Annotated in this window: 21 protein-coding genes; 3 read left to right on the forward strand and 18 right to left on the reverse strand. The window is 55.9% G+C overall.

From position 1 onward, the window contains the following. Positions 1-68: 68 nt before the first annotated feature. Together L0H14_RS04760 and L0H14_RS04765 are read right to left on the reverse strand one after the other, a co-directional pair. Entirely contained in the window at positions 69-986 is a 918-nt protein-coding gene (locus L0H14_RS04760; RefSeq protein WP_301417083.1) for a tetratricopeptide repeat protein, read from the reverse strand. Positions 987-1,028: 42 nt separating this feature from the next. Then, on the reverse strand, positions 1,029-3,071 hold the full coding sequence (locus L0H14_RS04765) for a hypothetical protein (protein ID WP_301417085.1): 2,043 nt from the start codon (positions 3,069-3,071) through the stop codon (positions 1,029-1,031). A 146-nt stretch (positions 3,072-3,217) separates the two neighbouring features. Between L0H14_RS04765 and L0H14_RS04770 the strand changes: the two genes are divergently transcribed. After that, positions 3,218-4,456, forward strand: coding sequence for an AI-2E family transporter (locus tag L0H14_RS04770; RefSeq protein ID WP_301421436.1), 1,239 nt, complete (start codon positions 3,218-3,220; stop codon positions 4,454-4,456). Here the strand turns inward: L0H14_RS04770 and L0H14_RS04775 are convergent. After that, a complete protein-coding gene (locus L0H14_RS04775; RefSeq protein ID WP_301417089.1) occupies positions 4,453-4,785 on the reverse strand; it encodes a hypothetical protein in 333 nt (110 codons plus the stop codon). The genes L0H14_RS04770 and L0H14_RS04775 overlap by 4 nt on opposite strands. A gap of 77 nt (positions 4,786-4,862) precedes the next feature. Here L0H14_RS04775 and nucS point away from each other — a divergent pair, with 77 nt between their 5' ends. Next, entirely contained in the window at positions 4,863-5,558 is a 696-nt protein-coding gene (gene nucS, locus L0H14_RS04780; protein ID WP_301421437.1) for an endonuclease NucS, read from the forward strand. Continuing rightward, the gene (locus tag L0H14_RS04785) at positions 5,536-6,483 is read left to right on the forward strand and encodes a hypothetical protein (protein ID WP_301421438.1); all 948 of its coding nucleotides are present in this window, start codon (positions 5,536-5,538) and stop codon (positions 6,481-6,483) included. The genes nucS and L0H14_RS04785 overlap by 23 nt, the downstream gene beginning before the upstream one ends. Positions 6,484-6,569: 86 nt before the next feature. Here the strand turns inward: L0H14_RS04785 and L0H14_RS04790 are convergent, their stop codons facing one another. The 15 genes from L0H14_RS04790 to rho form a co-directional block, all read right to left on the reverse strand. Then, a complete protein-coding gene (locus L0H14_RS04790) occupies positions 6,570-7,022 on the reverse strand; it encodes a DUF2550 family protein (protein WP_301417095.1) in 453 nt (150 codons plus the stop codon). Beyond that, positions 7,023-7,292, reverse strand: coding sequence for a F0F1 ATP synthase subunit epsilon (locus L0H14_RS04795; RefSeq protein WP_301417097.1), 270 nt, complete (start codon positions 7,290-7,292; stop codon positions 7,023-7,025). 3 nt (positions 7,293-7,295) lie between these two features. Next, positions 7,296-8,750: a F0F1 ATP synthase subunit beta gene (atpD, locus tag L0H14_RS04800; protein WP_301417099.1), complete on the reverse strand. Its 1,455-nt coding sequence runs from the start codon at positions 8,748-8,750 to the stop codon at positions 7,296-7,298. A 66-nt stretch (positions 8,751-8,816) separates the two neighbouring features. Then, the gene (locus L0H14_RS04805; protein WP_301417101.1) at positions 8,817-9,710 is read right to left on the reverse strand and encodes a F0F1 ATP synthase subunit gamma; all 894 of its coding nucleotides are present in this window, start codon (positions 9,708-9,710) and stop codon (positions 8,817-8,819) included. 64 nt (positions 9,711-9,774) lie between these two features. Further along, the gene (gene atpA / locus L0H14_RS04810) at positions 9,775-11,409 is read right to left on the reverse strand and encodes a F0F1 ATP synthase subunit alpha (protein ID WP_301417103.1); all 1,635 of its coding nucleotides are present in this window, start codon (positions 11,407-11,409) and stop codon (positions 9,775-9,777) included. 71 nt (positions 11,410-11,480) lie between these two features. Further along, positions 11,481-12,293, reverse strand: coding sequence for a F0F1 ATP synthase subunit delta (locus tag L0H14_RS04815; RefSeq protein WP_301417105.1), 813 nt, complete (start codon positions 12,291-12,293; stop codon positions 11,481-11,483). Continuing rightward, positions 12,293-12,868, reverse strand: a complete 576-nt coding sequence (locus L0H14_RS04820) for a F0F1 ATP synthase subunit B (protein WP_301417107.1) — start codon at positions 12,866-12,868, stop codon at positions 12,293-12,295. The genes L0H14_RS04815 and L0H14_RS04820 overlap by 1 nt, the downstream gene beginning before the upstream one ends. Positions 12,869-12,937: 69 nt before the next feature. Next, positions 12,938-13,153, reverse strand: a complete 216-nt coding sequence (gene atpE, locus L0H14_RS04825) for an ATP synthase F0 subunit C (RefSeq protein ID WP_022871288.1) — start codon at positions 13,151-13,153, stop codon at positions 12,938-12,940. 171 nt (positions 13,154-13,324) lie between these two features. After that, positions 13,325-14,122 carry a F0F1 ATP synthase subunit A gene (atpB, locus tag L0H14_RS04830; protein WP_301417161.1) on the reverse strand — a complete coding sequence of 266 codons (798 nt, stop codon included), beginning with the start codon at positions 14,120-14,122 and terminating at the stop codon, positions 13,325-13,327. A 341-nt stretch (positions 14,123-14,463) separates the two neighbouring features. Beyond that, positions 14,464-14,871: a hypothetical protein gene (locus L0H14_RS04835; RefSeq protein ID WP_301417110.1), complete on the reverse strand. Its 408-nt coding sequence runs from the start codon at positions 14,869-14,871 to the stop codon at positions 14,464-14,466. Then, complete coding sequence (locus L0H14_RS04840) at positions 14,864-16,036, reverse strand: MraY family glycosyltransferase (protein ID WP_301417112.1); 1,173 nt, start codon at positions 16,034-16,036, stop codon at positions 14,864-14,866. The genes L0H14_RS04835 and L0H14_RS04840 overlap by 8 nt, the downstream gene beginning before the upstream one ends. Continuing rightward, a complete protein-coding gene (locus L0H14_RS04845; protein WP_301417113.1) occupies positions 16,033-16,749 on the reverse strand; it encodes an L-threonylcarbamoyladenylate synthase in 717 nt (238 codons plus the stop codon). Before L0H14_RS04845 ends, L0H14_RS04840 begins: the two co-directional genes overlap by 4 nt. Further along, positions 16,746-17,678 (reverse strand): peptide chain release factor N(5)-glutamine methyltransferase, encoded by a 933-nt coding sequence (gene prmC, locus L0H14_RS04850; RefSeq protein ID WP_301421439.1) that lies wholly within the window; start codon positions 17,676-17,678, stop codon positions 16,746-16,748. The genes L0H14_RS04845 and prmC overlap by 4 nt, the downstream gene beginning before the upstream one ends. Then, entirely contained in the window at positions 17,678-18,763 is a 1,086-nt protein-coding gene (gene prfA / locus L0H14_RS04855; RefSeq protein WP_301417117.1) for a peptide chain release factor 1, read from the reverse strand. Before prfA ends, prmC begins: the two co-directional genes overlap by 1 nt. A gap of 91 nt (positions 18,764-18,854) precedes the next feature. After that, a partial coding sequence (gene rho, locus L0H14_RS04860; protein ID WP_301421440.1) for a transcription termination factor Rho occupies positions 18,855-19,859 on the reverse strand: 1,005 nt, incomplete at its 5' end.

Consider the following 19,859-nt stretch of genomic DNA (forward strand, 5'->3'; position numbering starts at 1 on the left):
AGCAAAACAAATCCCCCGCCCGGTTGATCTTCAACTCAGACGGGGGACGGAACCAGCTTTGACTAGGTTTAGAACAGTGCTGCCGCAAGCTTGCGGCGGGAGAGGGCGACTCGTTCATCCTGGTCCCCCACAACGCTGTAGAGCTCTAGGAGATGTAGCCGGGCAGTGTCCTTGTCTTCGCCGGCGCTGCGGCCAATATATTTGACCAGCCGTTCGAAGGCGTCTTTGACGTGACCGCCAAGCAGATCCAGGTCCGCAACGGCGACCTGAGCCGCGACGTCATCGGGATGGTCTGCTGCATTGGCGCGAACCTGCTGCACATCGGCATCATGGGTACGCTGCATCAGACCAACACGAGCCTTGCCCCGCTGTGCTTCTTCATCCTGGGGGTTTTCAGCAAGCGCTTTCTCATACGCTGCAAGAGCTTCGTCATAGTTTTCGGCCTGTAGTGCTGCTTCGGCTTCCTGGTGCAGCGGCGGGAGTACGACGTCGCCGTCGTCATCGGTGGCTTCCACCAGCGGCGGGACGGTTCCCGCCATACCCGCCTGCACGGCAGACGAGTTGATTTCATCCAAGAGTTGTTCCAGTTGCTCAGCTGCCACGGGTTCGTTGAACAGCGGAAGAGCCTGCTGACCGATCAGTGCCACGACCATGGGGCCGGCTGGCACACCGAACATTTGCAGGAGCTCGGGGTGTGCTTCGGTATCGATCCGCCCCATGACCATTCGCCCGGCGCGGGCGTCAATGGCCGGTTGGAGCACGGCATCAATCTGGCCTGAAGCCGGGTTGGATGGCGCGGCCAGGTGAATGATCACCGGGACGGTTGCGGCGTTTTGCAAGAGGCCTTCGAGGCCCCGTTGATCGATATCCTGCAGTACCCAGGAGCGCTGTAAGGCGCCCTGGCTTTGGCCGGACTGTGCCGGGATATTGGTCAGATCAATGGCGTCGCGGGAGTGTGATGGTGTGGAATTGGGTTGTTGAGTCATAATCCTCTTCTGACAGATTCTTACTCGAGAACATCTAACAGTCTAGTTGCCGGGGGAATCTACGGTCGACTGGACGGTTTCGTACCCGACCAGCGAAACTTCACCCTCGGCTGGGATCAACAGGGCAAACTGTTCGCGATAACGGATGCGCACCTGGTCTTCTTGTTCTGCCGAGGCAAATTCACCGAGCTCTTGGGTCAGGGTATTGACCGTCACGGTGGTATCTTCCGATGGGGTCAGCGATTCCATCGAATTCATGGCACCGAAGACCAAAGCGGATCCATCGGGCAAGCGCACCGAGTCCACCGAGTCTTCGAAAACAGTGCGTGAAATGGACGCATCGGTTTCTTGTTCCTCGTGACTTTCGATCCAGTCTGACTGGTGTTCGTGAATCGAATCAATCCAGTCGTTTGTGGCAATGTCATCGGCGGCGTCCGCATCGGGGTCCGTCAGGTAGTCGGTAAGTGCCTCGACTGCGGCATCCGGCGACATGGCCAACTCGGACGAATCGTCGTTGGCCATTTTTTCGACGTCGGCACTACTCAGGTCGCCCGAGGGCAATTCGACGTCCGGGGAAAATGGCACGTTATGGACAAGTTTGTACTGGGAGCGCGGGTCTTCTTGCTCCAGTCCAAGCAGCTGCGTGGAGCCGCCTTCGGCATCGGCGGTCACCGCATAAATGGTGCGTGGGAAGTCTTCATTGCGATCCATCCAGGTAGCCAAGATCTCATCGGAGGCCACTTCGGCACCCAAGCCGTACTCGTCATCGATGGTGCTATTACGGTAAAATTCGTCGCGGAAACGTTTGGCTTGTCCATCAACGCGACCTTCAAGCAATTCGGCGTCCGCCTCGCTAGCGCCGGTATCCAGGGTCGACACGACGGAGTCCAAAATGCGTTCAAATTGTGCATCGACGACCAGCGGGAACGTATCGGGTTCATCGGGGTCGACTTCTTCTTCGACCGGTTCATCTTCCACCTGCTCGGTGAGGTCTTCTTCTTGTGACGTCTCCTGGGGGCTTTCAGATGCTGCATGTGCGGGACCTATCCCCATGCCGATCGCCAGCCCGAAGGCCGAGACAGCGGTGACGGTGCGGCGCAGGAAGCCCTTATCGTCATCGTCGTTGTTCTCATCGGTAGTCGGTAGGGTCTCTGTGGCGTCCTCGGAGGTCGAGCCGTTACCAGAACTATCGGACCCAGCAGAGCCATCGGAATCGTTTGCATCATTCATATCGTCGGGGTCCTGTGAGTCATCGTCGTCGACTGATTCGTCATCGGATGGATCAATGCCGGAAACGACCGTGGTCGGCTCATCCTCGGCCTGGTGTTCGACAGGTTCACCGGCTTCAATCTCCTGGACAGACATGGTCTGCGTTGCGGTATCGGTGTCAGCCACCACATCGGCAGCGGTCAGGCCGGTGTAGTCCCCACGAACGGCGGCCCGGCGGCCCGAAGTCCGTTTGGCGCGACGGCGGAATTCGGCAAAACGCCACAGCAGCAGACCGATGCCCAGCAGGATGAACACGATGCCGCCGATCATCAGCGGCGTGATGAATGGTGAATTCGGTTCGACATTGACCCACGAAACACTGAATTCAGTGGGCGCAGGTTCACTGCCGTCGGCGGCGATCAACAGTCCCCACTCACCGGCGTCAGGTTGTGCCCAGCGTTGGGTTACCTCATCGGTGACCTCTTGGGTGGCCAGCCACAGATCCGAGTTTGTCGGATTCGGCAGATCGGTTTCACCATCCACGTAGGTCATGTCCACGGTTGGATCTTCACCTCGCTCAACATCGGTATTGACACCGTCAATCCGGTTGTGAGCGGCGTCGCCAACCCACGCTTCAATATCGCGCAGTTGTCCATACATGAGGGTGAATTCTCCATCACCCGTCACCGTGTACTCGATGGCGTCATCTGGGTCGACGTCGATATCTTCGGTCACGACCGTCAACGGCGCTTCTTGAGCATCCTGTGTGGATGCATTGAACTCGGCAGGGGGCGCCCAAATAGTTTGCAGCCCCACGGATACCAAGATCGCCACGACACCCAAGATGATTGAGCCGATACCGCCCAAAGTTTTCAAAACCTGCCACCTTTTAGATCGACTTATCGTATTCGGCGCACCCGTTAGGTGACACCCGGCTAGCCTTCCATCATAGTAGCAATCTGAATGCCACCGCGCCGTTCGGATATGCCCACTTGCCAGCGTCCTGTCGTAATGTGGGGGTCGTGGCCGAGAAATCAACGACACGCAAGCTTATGACGAAGCTGCTGCAAGATACCAAACGGCGTATTACCGGTGCCCGATACCAACTGGCGGACAAGCGTGCCCAGCAACAGTTCACGGTGCCTGAGCCTGGCGAGTACCCACCGACGCCCATTACTGCAGCAGAAGATTTCTCCACACCAGCAGCACACGGTACCGCTTCAGAGTTCGTCTCCCGACCCATCAAGACGGGCTTTATGCTGACCGTCGGTGTTGGGCTGGCCTTGGGTCTGTATCTGATCGTGTCGTCCAATGTGCAATTACTCGTATGGATTCTGGCAGCCTTATTCATCACGCTGGGCCTGGACCCGATCGTCACCAAGATTCAATCCTGGGGCGCCCCGCGCGGTGTTGGCGTCCTAGCGGCCGTGGCATTACTCATCGGCATCATCACCATATTTATCTCCGCCCTCGTGCCGGTGATCCTCGAACAAACCACCGAGTTCGTGCAAATGCTGCCCACCGTGGTCAACGACATCATCGAATCCGAAGCATTCCAGGTGGTCGACGAAGAGTTCGATGTTGCTTCCGTAGCCACCACCGAAGTCAACAATTTCGTCTCCGACACCTCGAATATCACCAGCCTGCTCGGCGGCATCCTGGGTGTCGGTGGTGCAATTTTTAACATCGGATTCTCAGTCCTGATCGTGGTGGTGCTGACCCTTTACTTCCTGGCGACACTGCCATCCATTAAAAAATGGCTCTACCGCCTGGCACCACGCTCCCGCCGCGAACGCATCGAGTACCTCTCGGAAAAAATTTCGGGTTCGGTCGGGCACTATGTGGTGGGCCAGACCGTTGTAGCGACGCTCAATGGGCTTGTCGCCTACATCGCAGCCAACTTTGCTGAGTTAGAGTACGCCGCCCTGCTCGCAATTTTCGCTGCATTCATGGCTTTCATCCCGCTGGTTGGTGCGGTCACCGGTGGCATTGTGATTTCCCTGCTGGCGCTGCTAGTTGGGTGGCAAGCTGCGTTAATCTTCGCCGCCATCTACTTCATTTATCTGCAGATCGAGGCGTACCTGATCTCTCCCAAGATCATGCAACGTGCCGTCGCCATACCCGGTGCCCTAGCGGTCATCGGCGTCATCGCAGGCGGTTCTCTGCTCGGGGTGTTGGGCGCACTGATGGCCATCCCAACGGTTGCGGGCATCCTGGTGTTAGTGCGCGAAGTATATGTGCCCTATCAGGACTCGCGCTAACCCAGGTCTTGACGTCGGTTGCGCCAGCAAGCGCTATGCCAGTGACGACGCAAGCTTCCGGCGTCTTCGTCACCCATAATCCAGTCGGAACGCCACGCCACCACATGGGCCTGGCCCTGCGGAATCACACCCACACAACCCGGGCACGTATAGTCCTTGACTGCCCGCCACACGGGGATTTGTCGCACGTGCCAGCCGCCATCAAAGGCCATCTCGTGGGAGTAGTTTGTATCAAATGCGGTGGCGGCCAGATCGCGGGGAGGCGATACTTGTCGCCTTCTGCCACGTTTAGGGTTCTGACCGCGGCGGGGTCTGTTCTTGCGAGCCATAAATCTATTGTCACATACTCGCAGGTTCGCCACCGTGAACACCAACGCCCTCAACACCCATTAGACTATGTGCCGATATGCGACTTGTCATTGCCGAATGTTCTGTAACTTATGCCGGGCGGCTCAACGCGTTTTTGCCGCCGGCCAAACGCCTCATCATGATCAAAGCGGATGGCGGTGTTTTAGTGCACTCCGACGGCGGTTCGTATAAACCGCTCAACTGGATGACCCCACCCAATAAGCTTCACGTAGCTGATCCCTCGGAAAGCCAGCGCGATGAGGGCATCATTGAATTGTGGACGGTGCAATCCCAGAAGGTCGATGACCACCTCATTATCAGTATCTACTCGATCGAGCATGATTCCAGTCACGAGCTGGGGCAAGATCCTGGCCTCATTAAGGACGGCGTCGAAGCCGATCTGCAACGGCTGCTCTCGGAGCAGATTCACCTGTTGGGAACCGACTATAAGCTCATCCGCCGCGAGTACATGACCGCCATCGGGCCGGTCGATATCCTAGCGAAAAATAGTACCGGAGAGACCGTGGCCGTGGAGCTGAAGCGCCGCGGGGACATCGACGGCGTGGAACAACTCTCACGCTACGTCGAACTGCTGAACCGCGACCCACTCCTGGCTCCCGTTCACGGTGTCTTTGCTGCCCAGCAAATCAAACCTCAGGCACGAGTTCTCGCTGAGGATCGTGGCTTCGAAACACTTGTGCTGGACTACGATGCCATGCGAGGCGTCGACGATGCCGACTCTCGACTCTTCTGATCCCTGTTCAAACGAGTTTGCCGATCAGCATATCCATGGGCTGGCGGGAGTAGATTTTGCCACGTCCCCTACCAGTGATATCCGTGCGGCTTTAGAACTACTCCGGACGCGTCGTACAACACAGGTGACCGCCTCTATCCCGACGGTCCAGCAGCCAGACATCGCAGCGATACTCGATCGGCTACGGCCCATATTCAATGACGAATTACTCGCCGGGGTGCACTTTGAAGGCCCCTTCATCGCCGAGGATTTTGTAGGAGCACACCCGCGCCAGGCCGTCCTCTCCCCCGCCGAACCCAACGGCCAGGCCTTTTTAGCGACCGTATTGGAACACCAAGCTGCGACGCCGATGGTCACGATGATGACCGTCGCTCCTGAGCTTGATGGCTTCGTGGACCTCGTCGATACGCTCGTGACACACGGGATCACCCCCGCACTAGGACACACGGCCGCCACATACGAGCAGATGCAAACAGGTATCGAGGTCATTCACCAGCTCACTGGACAGCCGGTCACGATCACGCACCTGTATAACGCGATGCGCGGTTTTCACCACCGGAAACCTGGCCCACTGCTGGCCGTGTTCGAGGCAGCTGCGCAAAAACGAGTGAGCATTGAACTCATCGCTGATGGACATCACGTCCACCCGGAGCTCATAACCTGGTGGTTCAATAATTTCCCGGCAGCGATCCGACTCGTCTCGGATGCATCAGCCGCTACCCTGCCGGTGGGAAGTCAACCGCTGACAACTCATTCGCCCACGCTTGGTACGGTGCCGTTGCGGTATCCAGATTCAGGCGGTCCGATGCTTGCCAATGGTCGCACGATCGCGTCTGGAGCTAGCGACTTGCTGGCTGTTCATGATGAGCTGGTCAACAGCGGGCTGGATCATGATCTGGTCTGTGCAGCCATGCGCATTCGCTAACGCCGCGCGATTGCCCTTTGGGTGTTAAATACGTACTCGGTCGATTGGGCCATCCACGTACCCAATCGACCGAATGTCGTATGTAGTTAGAAATAGCGGCGTCGTTGACGACGGCGCGGTGGTTCTCGCCAGTATCCTATCCCGACTGCGGGACCAGACTCGTACCAGGTGGTTAACTCTGAGACGTGTTCGTGAGCGGCACTGAGCTCGAAGTGTGCCAGGGTATCTATGTCGTCGAGACGCAACCATGATCGGATGCGTGTGCGGCGTGGATACCGGCTAACTTCGAGGAAGTGTCGCGGCACAGTGACTCGTGGTCGTGGCCAGATCGAGTACACCGCGAAGATTTCAACAGAGTACTCGTTATAGGACACCACCACGGGTTTACCGGGGCGAGGTGCATCGTGTTTGCTGACCAGGCGTGCTTTGAAGGAGCCGGGAGTTCGTAGCAGGATCATTAAGCGCCAGGCTATGATCACTACCGTTACTAACGCTACGAGGGCGACTACCGTAAGCGTCCAGGCCAGCCACGATGGCATCTAGGCTGACAGCTCCGCTTGGGACGCGGCGATGGTTACTCGGTCTGAGTCGACAGAGAAGAAACCGCCTTGTGCCTGTGCGGTGATGGCTTCACCGTCTGCAGCTTCGACCACGACTTCGCCGTCACCCAGAACTGCAAGCATCGGCAGGTGGCCGGGAAGGATCCCGATTTCACCCTCGATGGTTCTGGCTGACACCGAGCGGGCTTGCCCGGACCACACGAAGTGATCCTCGGCAACGATTTCGACGTCAAGAAGGTTATCGGCCATGGGTTAGCCTTCCTTCTGGATGTTCGCCCATTCGCGTTCAACATCATCGAGGCCGCCGACGTTGTAGAAGGCCTGTTCAGACACATGGTCCAGGTCGCCATCGGCAATGGCTTTGAAGCCTTCGATGGTGTCCTTGATCGGAACGGTGGAGCCTTCAACACCGGTGAACTGCTTGGCAGTGTAGGTGTTCTGGGACAAGAACTGTTCCATCTTGCGTGCACGACCAACGGTCACACGGTCTTCTTCGGACAGTTCGTCGACACCCAGGATGGCGATGATGTCTTGCAGTTCTTTGTTCTTCTGCAGAATCTGCTTGACGCGAGTGGCCACATCGTAGTGGTCCTGGCCAACATACTGTGGGTCCAGAATACGGGAGGTGGATGCCAGCGGATCAACGGCTGGGTACAGACCACGGGATGCGAGATCACGAGTCAAGTTTGTTGTTGCGTCCAGGTGTGCGAACACGTTGGCTGGAGCCGGGTCAGTGTAGTCGTCCGCTGGAACATAAACAGCCTGCATCGAGGTAATCGAGTGACCACGAGTGGAGGTAATACGTTCCTGCAGTACACCCATTTCGTCAGCCAGGTTCGGCTGGTAACCAACGGCTGAAGGCATACGGCCCAACAGGGTCGAAACTTCCATACCGGCCTGGGAGAAACGGAAAATGTTGTCAATGAACAACAAAACGTCCTGCTTCTGCACGTCACGGAAGTACTCGGCCATGGTCAAGCCGGTCAGTGCAACGCGCAGACGGGTGCCTGGTGGTTCATCCATCTGACCGAACACCAAAGCGGTGTCCTTCAGAACGTCGGCTTCGCCCATTTCGACCCAGAGGTCGTTCCCTTCACGGGTGCGCTCACCAACACCGGCGAATACCGAGGTACCACCGAAGTTACGAGCAACACGGGTAATCATTTCCTGAATCAGAACGGTTTTACCAACACCGGCACCACCGAATAGACCAATCTTTCCGCCCGAAATGTACGGAGTCAGAAGGTCAATAACCTTGATACCGGTCTCCAGCATTTCTGTGGAGCCTTCGAGGTCGGCAAAGTGTGGTGCTGGGCGGTGAATCGGCCAGCGATCCTGAACGTCCAGTTCGGAGATGTCAACGTCCAGGGAGTCACCAAGGGCATTGAAGATGTGACCTTTGACGACGTCGCCTACCGGTACGGAAATTGCAGCACCGGAGTCGTAAACTTCTTGGCCGCGTACCAGGCCGTCGGTGGACTGCATCGCGATGGCGCGAACCATGTTCTCACCGAGGTGCTGAGCAGTTTCGAAGGTAATGGTGGACTTTTTGCCGCTGAGTTCTACTTCTACGGTCAAAGCATTGTAGATCTCCGGCATTGCATCGGCTGGGAATTCAGCGTCGATTACCGGACCGGTCACGCGGGAAATGCGACCCACGGCGCCGCCTGTGGCGCTTCTTCCGGATTCGTTAAGAGTGGCAGTCATGAAACTCACTTCTATGTGGATGTTGAATATTGGTCAGTGAGGCTGTGTTGTCAGCCCGTTGATCGATTACTCAGACAGTGCGTCCGCACCGGCAATAAGTTCGGTGAGCTCCTGAGTAATGGAAGCTTGACGGGCGTTGTTCATCAGCAAGGTGTAGTCACGAATGAGGTCATCGGCGTTATCGCCTGCTGCGCTCATAGCGCGCTGGCGGTTGGCCAATTCGGAGGCTGCTGCTTGCAACATGGCCGAGAAGATTCTCGACTCAATGTATTTGGGAAGCAGCGCATCCAAGACATCTTCTGGGGCTGGTTCGTACTCGTAGAGCGGGAACAGTTCCGATTCATCGGAAACTTCCTGCTCCACTACTTCTAGTGGAAGGAGACGAACGACCGTTGGCTCCTGGACAATCATGGATTTGAATTGGGTGTAGACGATATGAATTTCATCTACGCCGCCATCTTCGTAATCGGTCAAGAAGGCATTGACGAGTGTTTCGCCAACCTCTTTTGCGACTTCGAATACTGGACTGTCGGTTGAGCCGCTCCAGAAACCTTTGAAGGGACGGTTACGGAAGTCGAAATACGCCTGAGCTTTGCGTCCGATCAAGTATAGATCTGACGATTTGCCCTCCGAGGAGAGGCGTTCGATCAAGCTCTCTGCGTGACGCAGGATGTTTGCAGAATACGCTCCGGCCAGACCGCGGTCACTGGACATGATGAGCACGGCTGCACGACGTGGATTTTCTGGTTCCGACGTCAGTACGTGTTCAATGTCCTGCTGTGATGACACCGCAGATACGGCCCGGGTAATGGCATTCGCATAGGGCATCGAAGCTGCAACACGCTGGCGTGCCTTACCGATTCGCGAAGTAGCGATCAGTTCCATCGCGTTGAAGATCTTTTTCATCGACGTCGTCGAATCGATCTTCTGGCGAAAGACCCGAATATCGGCTGCTGACATGCTTTTCCTTTCTGTGACCTATAGCTGGTGCCGGGTTAGCCCCGGCACCATGAGCTAGGGTCGATCAGCGTTTCTGGCGGACGATCTGTTCTTGTTCAACAGCGTCTTCGTCAATGGCATCGTGTTCTTCGTTACCTGGCTGGATGCCGTCTTTGCCATCGGCAAGGAACGACTTCTTGAAGTTGGTCACTTCACGAACAAGTGCTTCTTCGACTTCGTCGTGGATCACGCCGGATTCGAGAATATCTGGCAACGCAATGTTGTTCAGACGCAAGTGCTGCAAGAACTCTTCTTCAAAGCGCAACACATCTGCCACCGGGACATCATCCAGGTGGCCTCGAGAACCTGACCAGATGGAGACGACCTGTTCCTCAACCGGCATTGGTGAATACTGCGGCTGTTTGAGGAGTTCCATCAAACGAGCACCGCGGTCCAACTGCCGACGTGTGGAAGCATCGAGGTCAGAAGCAAACATGGAGAATGCCTGCTGGTCACGGTACTGAGCGAGATCAATACGCAAGGTACCGGAGACCTTCTTCATGGCCTTGATCTGGGCGTCACCACCAACACGTGATACCGAGACACCAACGTCAACAGCTGGGCGCTGGTTGGCGTTGAAGAGGTCAGACTGCAAGAAGATCTGGCCGTCGGTAATCGAAATGACGTTGGTTGGAATGTACGCGGAGACGTCGTTGGCTTTGGTCTCAACGATTGGTAGACCGGTCATTGAGCCGGCTCCCATTTCGTCGGAGAGTTTTGCACAACGCTCCAGTAGACGTGAGTGCAGATAGAAGACGTCACCTGGGTATGCTTCGCGGCCCGGTGGGCGACGCAGCAGAAGTGACACTGCACGGTATGCCTCAGCCTGTTTTGACAGGTCATCAAAGATGATGAGCACGTGCTTGCCGCCGTACATCCAGTGCTGTCCGATGGCTGAACCGGCGTATGGAGCCAGGTATTTCAGGCCAGCTGGGTCAGAAGCTGGTGCAGCGACGATTGTGGTGTAGTCCAGTGCGCCTTCGCGCTCCAGAGTGGAACGGACCGATGCAATCGTCGATGCCTTCTGGCCAACGGCGACATAGATACAACGTACCTGTTTGTTCGGATCCCCCGATTCCCAGTTGGCTTTCTGGTTGAGAATCGCATCGACACCGATGGCGGTCTTACCGGTCTGACGGTCACCAATGATGAGCTGACGCTGTCCACGACCAATCGGGATCATGGCGTCAATGGCTTTCATACCGGTTTGGAGTGGTTCGTGTACCGACTTACGTTCGGTAACACCTGGTGCTTGAAGTTCCAACGCACGACGACCCTCGTCCTCAATCGGACCGAGGTTGTCAATTGGCTCGCCAACGGGGTTGACGACACGACCCATGAAGCCGTCACCGACTGGTACCGACAGTACTTCGCCGGTGCGGTAAACTTTCATGCCTTCTTGGATTTCCTGGAAGTCACCCAAGACAACGACGCCAAGTTCACGTGGGTCGAGGTTCTGGGCAAGTCCAGTGGTGCCGTTTTCAAAACGCAGCAATTCGTTTGCCATGGCGGAAGGTAGACCTTCCACGGTGGCAATACCGTCGGCTGCACTGTTGACGTAGCCGACCTCGACACGTTCGGTGTCGGCCGGTTCGTACGACTCCGCAAACTCATGTAGGGCATCACGGACGTCGTCAGCGTTGATGGTCAAATCGGCCATCTGCAGTCCCTGCTCTCTTGTTTGCCACATCATTTCGATGGGCGTAGTTGTGAATGTTTCGAGTGCCGGTTTCAGCCGGCCAGTTTAGTGTTCAGATCGTTTAGTCGAGTTGCAACGGAGGAATCAATAACCTCGTCACCAACCTGGATCCGTATTCCGCCGACCAGCTGAGAGTCCGTCTCGATGTTCAGCGTCAGTTCTCTTCCGAATGCGGTCGATAGTGACTGAGCAAGACGATCTACCTGAGCTTGCTGGAGTGGACGGGCCACCGTCACATCGGCGATCCACTGACGTTGTTGCTGTGCGCTGAGATCGGCGAAACGACGAACAAGATCCACAGGTTTACTTCCACGAGGAAGTTCCACGGCCTGGCGGACCAGAACCTTAGTTGCTTCCATTGCGGCATCTGTCAGCAATGATACTGCCAGACCTGCTCGGGACGATAGTGGCGCTTGCATATCGGTCAAGGCCCGCTGCAGTTCGTGACTGGATTCAACCGCGTGGTTGAATTCCAGCAACTGCTGGGTGAGGGCTTTGAGCCCGGCAAGACCATCCTGTTCGGTGCTGTGGACAACAGCACTTGCTGCCATCTTTTCGACTGCGTCGCCAAACTCCCGTTCGGTTGACCAGCGAGCACCAGCAAGACTTTGCAACACGGTCACGGCATTGGCCGAGGTTTTGGATGCAAAGACCTTGCGAATGAGTTCTTGTCGTCGGTTGGCTTCAACCGTTGGATCGGCAATTGCACGACGCAGAGCGCCGTTTTCTTCAATTACCTTCAAAGCAGCAAACAGTTCTGCGCCGAGTTCGACTCCGCCGGCCGAAAGGGTCCCTTTCAGCTCGGTGTGCAGTTGTGCCAATGAATCACGCGATGCTTGTGACATTACTCAGTTGCACCTGCACTCGTGGTCGAGGCCTGTTCTTGTTCAAGATCGGCCAGGAAACGGTCGACTACGCGCTGTGAGCGTGCGTCGTCGTTCAATGCTTCGCCAACAATCTTGGACGCTAGCGAGGTAGCCAAAGTGCCAACCTCAGTATGCAGTGCCGAAACGGCCTGCTGGCGCTCAGCAGCGATCTGAACAGAAGCCTGCTCAGAAATACGCGATGCTTCAGCTGAAGCATTCTGACGAGCTTCTGCAACAATCTGTGCCGCTTCTGTACGAGCCTGCTCACGAATCTGGCTGGCCTCGGTACGGGCTTCTTGCAGGAGCTGTTCGTAGTTGTTTTTCAACTGGGCAGCTTCTGCCTGTGCAGCCTGGGCGCGCTCAAGTCCACCTTCGATCGCATCACGACGTTCGACGTAGGATTTCTCCATTGCCGGAACGATGAATTTGATGACGATGAACATGAGGACGAGGAACCCGACCGAAGTAACCACGATTTCCCAAATATATGGGATAAGCGGGTTGGCCTGTTCCTCTGCCTCGGCGGCCGCCATGATCATCATGCTATTGATCATTTCAAACCATCCTTTAAGTGTTCATTCCTGACTTACGTAGTCGGATCTTTCCCGACCGTGGATGGCGCGCTAGGCTCCGATAACGAATGCGAAGACCAAGCCCAGAATGGCGAGAGCTTCAGCCAGCGCGAAACCAAGCAGTGCAATTGGCTGCAGCTGCGACTGGGATTCTGGCTGGCGTGCCACACCGTTGATGTATGCGGCGAAAATCAGACCCACACCAATGGCGGAGCCAATCGCGGCTAGACCGTATCCGATCATGTTCAATGAACCATGCAGTTCCATTGTGTTCCTTTCAAGATGCCTATCAGGCAGGTTGTGGAGGGTTCCCGGCGGGGATCCGATGGGTACCGGTACCAGGAAGTTCGTTCACGGTGTGTCTCTCACCGTTCCGACTCAAGTGCTTGAATCGGTAAATTTCAATATCGTGTTGTGATTTGTTCTGTCGACGAAAAACTAATCGTTCGCCGCTATTGCGCCCTGGATGTACAGCGAGGTCAGCAGCGTAAACACAAACGCTTGGAGAACCATGATGAGCAGTTCCAGGAAGTAGAGAGCTACGGAGCCGATAATCACCATGATGCCGAGACCTGCATTGAAGATGCTGTCCGTTTGCGTGATGAGGTAATCAGCACCTGAACCTGCCAGCATGATGATCATGTGGCCGGCCAGCATGGTTGCCATCAGACGCAGTGAGTGCGTCAGTGGACGAACAATGAAGTTCGAGATGATTTCCAGCGGCACGAGCAATGGCAGAATCCAGCTCGGCACGCCCTTGGGCACAACGGCAAGTTTGAAGTACTTGATGCCGTGGTGACGAAGGCCAACACCGATCCAGATGATGTACATGATGATTGCTAGCGCATACGCAGCACCAGAATGTGAGAACGATGGAAGCTGCAGAACCGGAATGGCACCGAAAAGGTTGTTAAGCAACACAAAGAAGAATGTTGCAAAGAGCAATGGCACCCACTGGCGGAAGTTCTTTTCACCAATGATGTCTCGGCCGATGCCATTACGAACGAATGCATAGCCTGATTCAGCGACCCACTGGACGCGACCAGGCACCAGGGAAGGTTTGCGCATTGCAATGCCGAAAAATGCCCAGATAAGGATGATCGACAGTACGATCATCACCATCTGCTTACCAAAGCCGGTGCCGTACTCAGCCATCCACGGAATGATGTCTGGCGGGTGCGCATCGTCGATCGTGGGCGGCACGTAACCCCCTTGCGCGGGGAGATAACTTAGCACGAGTGGAAGCACGCAAATCCTCTCTGAATAATCCCACGCGAAAGGGCAGGTCTTTAAACTCCTGCTTCGGGGATGTTGCCGAAATGTTGTAGGCAGTTGCGGTTTTCTTCGCGTTTTTGCCCTTGGACAGTCTAGCAAAAAGCCTAACCCGTGTCGCATTGAGTCAATTACCGATGGCGTCCTTGAAGGCTCAATCTATCAAATGAACTGAGAGATTCGTCACAAGATGAGCTCAAGGTTTTCGCGAATTTCACCATACGCCCATGTCAAGCCGCGTTTTTGCGGTTCTGGACAATAGATTTTGTGCTATTTTTGTCGGTTTCGTCACATTCAACAAAAAGCTACGAATAGATTAACCGGCGCGTATTAATAAAGACCAATACCTCGGCAGCTTGCCACACAATGATGGCTACCAGGGCACCGATGGCGGCGCCAGTGGTGTGGAGCCAATCTGGTGACGGGACAGCAGTTAGCAGTAGACCTAAGACCACTATCTTGGCGACAAATGCTCCCATGGCCATAGGGATTGCCAAATGACGATGGTTCTTCCAAATGGCAGCGATCAACAAGACGCTCACGGCTGACAGCATCCAAACAACAACACCCGCGGTGAACGCTGACAGTCCGGCCTCACCGGACTCAGCCAGCTGAAAGACCATACCGGTAATAACCGTGGCTAGCACTGTTGGCCAGGAGGCGTGTAGGAGGATCCCCCACCAGCCATTTTTGTTGACGAACTTTTTAGCCATGGTGCTCACCGTGTTCCGAAGGGTCTTCTGTTGCTCGTTGTGCCGCTCGTGCTGCACGCAAGGAATTTAATTTACGGTAATACGCACGCCGAATGATCCAGGGACGCAGCGTCAGCAACACCAGCAAGGCCATGGCAATAGCTACGACGGCAAAAACAACTTCTGCCGAAAAATATGTAAGTGACACAGCGCCATAGCCGATAACAAATGTCCACAAATAGAGCAGCAGGACCGCTTGGCGATGGGTATATCCCCCGTCGACTAGTTTGTGGTGGATGTGGCCACGATCGGCAGTAAACGGTGAACTCCGTCTTGCGGTTCTGCGCAGCACTGCCATAACTAGATCTAACAGTGGCAGTAGCATCACAGCTAGCGGAAGCAGGATGGGCATATATGCCGGGACGTTGCGGAAGCGGAATCCTTCAAGGGCACCAAGATCCGCCGTCACCGCCACCGCCGCGGTAGCCATGAGCAGGCCGATGAGTTGCGCGCCGACCTCCCCCATGAAGATCTTTGCCGGATGAAAGTTAAAGGGCAAAAATCCGATGCAAGCCCCAATAAGTAGGGCCGTGAGCAGAGTCGAAAGATTCGAATAATCGTAGGCGTTAATGGTGCGGGTCAACACGTAGCTATATAAGAAGAACGCGGAACCGCCAATAACGGCCACACCGGCTGCCAACCCGTCGAGCCCGTCTATGAAGTTGAACGCATTGATGGTCAAGACGATCACGAAGATCGTGATCAGAATCTGCGCGATCTCATTATCAACGTGGATCCAACCGACGGGCATGGCCTCAACGCGAATACCTGCGGCGGCGACAATGCCGGCGGCGACAACTTGACCGGCAAATTTTACGATCCAGTGCAGATCCCAGAGGTCATCGGCAACGCCCATGATCAAAATGATGAGGATGGCACCCAGGATGCCCCGTATTGGAGCCTGGTAGATCCCTGAAAGAAACGGGACCAACGAGCTCAGCCCCATGGCGATAACCACGGCGATAGCCATTGCCGCTCCGCCAAGTTTTGGGATGGGCTCACGGTGCATGTCGCGTTTGCGTGATGGGGTGTAAACCCTTCCACGAACACCTAGCATCCGCGCCACCGGCGTCAGGGCAAAGCTGAGTAGCGCAGTGATGGCGACGACTGCAAGATAAACCTTCATAAGGACGCGGTGCCCTCCGAGGATGCAGTGGAGTCTTCATCCTCCGTGGGGTCTGGATCGTTAATATCTAAAACTTCTGGAACGATGCCACGTAGATCTTGAATAGTGATTGCGCCGGATCGCAGTACGCGGTGCGGCGTAGCGGTGCAATCGACGATGGTGGAAGCCTGTTGATGACCCCGTAGGCCGTCGTTAATGTAAACCGCGACGGATTCACCCAATGCACGCTGTGCATCTTCGATGGTGGTAGCGGCTGGTTGCCCGTGACGGTTGGCCGAAGACACGGCCAACGGTCCGGTTTCACGCAGGATATGTCGAGCGAGTTCATCGTCAGGTTGGCGCAACGCGACTGTACCGCGTGTTTCGCCAAGATCCCACGACAGTGATGGCTGGGCGTGACAAACGAGCGTGAGTGCCCCTGGCCAAAATCGTTGTGCCAGTTGCCGCGCTGTGTCGGGAACCTCCACCGCCAATGCGTCCAGGACTTGCATATCGCCAATAAGCACCGGGGGTGGCGATTGCCGGGATCTCCCCTTGGCTGCCAAAAGAACTGCGACGCCTTGTGGGCTAAACGCATCTGCACCGACGCCGTAGACGGTGTCGGTTGGCAAGACGATGAGATCCTTTTGGCCGATGGCTTTGACCGCCGCGGCAATAGCGGCGGTTCGTTGTTGGGGATCTTGTGCGTCAAAAGGGTGTGTCACGTTAGTCATTGTGCCAGGGTTGGGGGTGTTTTCGGTGTTGGTTGCGGCAGGTCGGTACGAATAGCTGAGACGAATCGATTTGTTTGCGTGAGGTCTTGTACGGTGACGACGTCTTGCCACCCAGGATCTGCCTCCAGCGCTGCCGCCAGTTCGCTGGCGTGCGTGTGATCATGTTCCATGATAAAAAAGCCACCTGGCGCAAGCCACTGTAGCGCCTGGTCGGCTATAGCCAGCGGAATACTGGTCCCATCCGCCGAGCCACCGTATAGTGCCTGCTGAGGGTCGAACCCAGCCTCAGGCTGAGTGACCGGAGTCGCCGTTGGAATATATGGTGGGTTGGTCACCACAGCATCAAAAACACCAACGTGAGGCTCCAGATCCGCTGCCGCCAGTAAGGTGCCAGAATCAGTTGCGTCTGCGCACAAGACTGTAACGTTGTACTCTGCGGTATTTCGACGGGCCAGATCAGCCGCTGCCGGATCCAAATCCACAGCCCACACGGCGGCCGGGATGTTGCGTTGCTCTAGTTGCTCAGCCAGTGCCGCTGCGATCGCTCCTGTACCGGTACACAGATCGAGGATCTTCAGTGGTCCTTCTGCCGTATCGAAATGCTGCAGCGTTGTTTCGACGAGGATTTCCGTTTCGACCCTCGGAATGAAGACCCCAGGTTCAACTTGCACGTCAAGCCCGTAAAATCCTGCGGTACCAGTGAGATACTGCAGTGGGGTTCGGGTAACCCGGGCCTCAACAAGTTCAGACACGCTGTCGACAGCCTTCGGTGTGAGGCGCTCCCCTAGTGCCTGCATAATGCCGAGCTTGCCGCGTTCGACCTCCAGCACGTGCGCAACAATAATCGCGGCTTCGGCCTTGGCCGAGTCGATGCCGGCCTCAAACAGTTGACGTTGGGCGTGCTGAATGACCTGATTGATCTCAGTCATTAGGATTTGCTGGTTTCACCAAGCGCTGCCAGGCGTTCGGCTTCATCCATTTCGATGAGCGAAGCGATAACAGCGTTCATGTCGCCCTCAAGGACTCGATCAAGGTTGTTGGCTTTATATCCTGTGCGGTGATCTGCGATCCGGTTTTCAGGGAAATTATAGGTACGAATCCGCTCGGACCGGTCCATGGTCCGGACCTGGGAGGCACGTGTCTCAGCTGCTTCAGCGTCGAGCTGTTCCTGCTGCCAGGCCAGGAGGCGGGACCGTAGCACGCGCATGGCGGATTCACGGTTCTGGATCTGCGATTTCTCATTCTGCATGGCAACCACAATGCCGGTAGGCAAGTGCGTGATGCGAACGGCGGAGTCAGTGGTGTTGACGTGCTGGCCTCCGGGGCCAGACGAGCGGTAGACGTCGATTTTCAAATCGGACTGACTAATGGCAATTTCTTCCGGCTCGTCAACTTCTGGAAAAACGAGAACGCCTGCTGCGGAGGTGTGAATGCGACCTTGCGACTCTGTGACAGGTACGCGCTGTACTCGGTGAACTCCACCTTCGTACTTGAGGTGCGCGAAAACGCCTTCCGCTGGGTCATTGGAGTTGCCCGTCACGCCAATGTGCACATCTTTATATCCGCCAAGATCGGATTCGGTTGCCGAAATGAGCTCGGTTTTCCACCCCTTATTCTCGGCGTAGCGGATGTACATGCGTGCTAAATCAGCAGCGAAGAGTGCAGCTTCTTCGCCACCTTCGCCACCTTTGACTTCTAAAATAACGTTTCGTGCGTCATCGGGGTCACGTGGTATGAGTAACCGGTGCAGCATCTCGTTCGCTGCTTCATAGTCGGCTTCAAGTTGCGGGATTTCGGCGGCGAAATCTTCGTCCTCTTGTGCAAGTTCTCGAGTGTCTTCAAGGTCTTGGGCGAGCTGTTGCCAGTGCTTATGTGCTTTAACAATTCGTTCAAGTTCGGCAAAGCGTCGTCCGACTTTGCGAGCTAGCGCTTGGTCGGCGTGTACTGCGGGGTCACCCATTTTTTCGGTGAGTTCAGCGTGTTCGGCAAGCAGGTTATCTATGGAGTCAAACATGGTTTTTCTACCTCGTTGTTGAAATCTTAGTTGAGAATCAAAAAACCATCGCGCAACCGGTACGGTCGCGCGATGGTTTTCTGGGATGTTGCTAAGACTCTGTTTGAGCTCGCAGCGTCGTCTTGGAGACCAACATCAAGAATTCCGCGTTCGTTTCGGTTTCCTTGAGTTTGGAGGTCAACAATTCCAGACCCTGTTGGGTCTTGAGTTCAGACAGCACGCGGCGTAGTCGCCACATAATACGGATTTCTTCAGTAGTCAGCAGGTTCTCTTCCCGACGGGTACCCGAAGCGTTGATATCGATTGCTGGGAAGATACGGCGCTCAGACAGTTCACGGGACAGGCGCAGTTCCATGTTGCCGGTTCCCTTGAATTCTTCGAAGATTACCTCGTCCATGCGTGAACCGGTTTCGACCAGTGCGGTCGCAAGAATAGTCAGCGAACCGCCACCTTCGATGTTGCGGGCGGCACCGAAGAACTTCTTGGGTGGGTACAGCGCTGCTGAGTCCACACCACCGGACAAGATACGTCCGGAGGCTGGTGACGTCAGGTTGTAGGCACGACCAAGGCGAGTCATGGAGTCCAAGAGGACGACGACGTCGTGGCCCAGTTCTACCATGCGTTTTGCGCGCTCGATGGTCAGCTCGGCAACGGTTGTGTGGTCTTCTGCCGGACGATCGAAGGTCGAAGCGATCACCTCGCCACGCACCGAACGTTTCATGTCGGTGACTTCTTCTGGGCGTTCATCCACCAGAACCATCATGAGTTTAACCTCGGGGTTATTGGTGGTGATGGCGTTGGCAATCGACTGCAACATCATGGTCTTACCGGCTTTGGGCGGCGAGACGATGAGGCCGCGCTGGCCTTTACCGATCGGTGCAACCAGATCGACCAGGCGTGGGCCCATATCTTTCGGATTGCTATTGTTTTCCAGGCGCAGACGCTCTTGCGGGTACAGCGGCGTCAACTTGTTGAATTCCACACGCTTTGGATTCTCGACAGGCTCTTGACCATTGATCAAATCCAGGTTGACCAGCGCGTTGAATTTCTGACGGTTGCCGCCACCCCCGCCGCCGCCACCCCCACGCCGATTGCG

This window comes from Yaniella sp., assembly GCF_030453185.1.
In the GTDB taxonomy this organism is placed as follows: domain Bacteria; phylum Actinomycetota; class Actinomycetes; order Actinomycetales; family Micrococcaceae; genus Yaniella.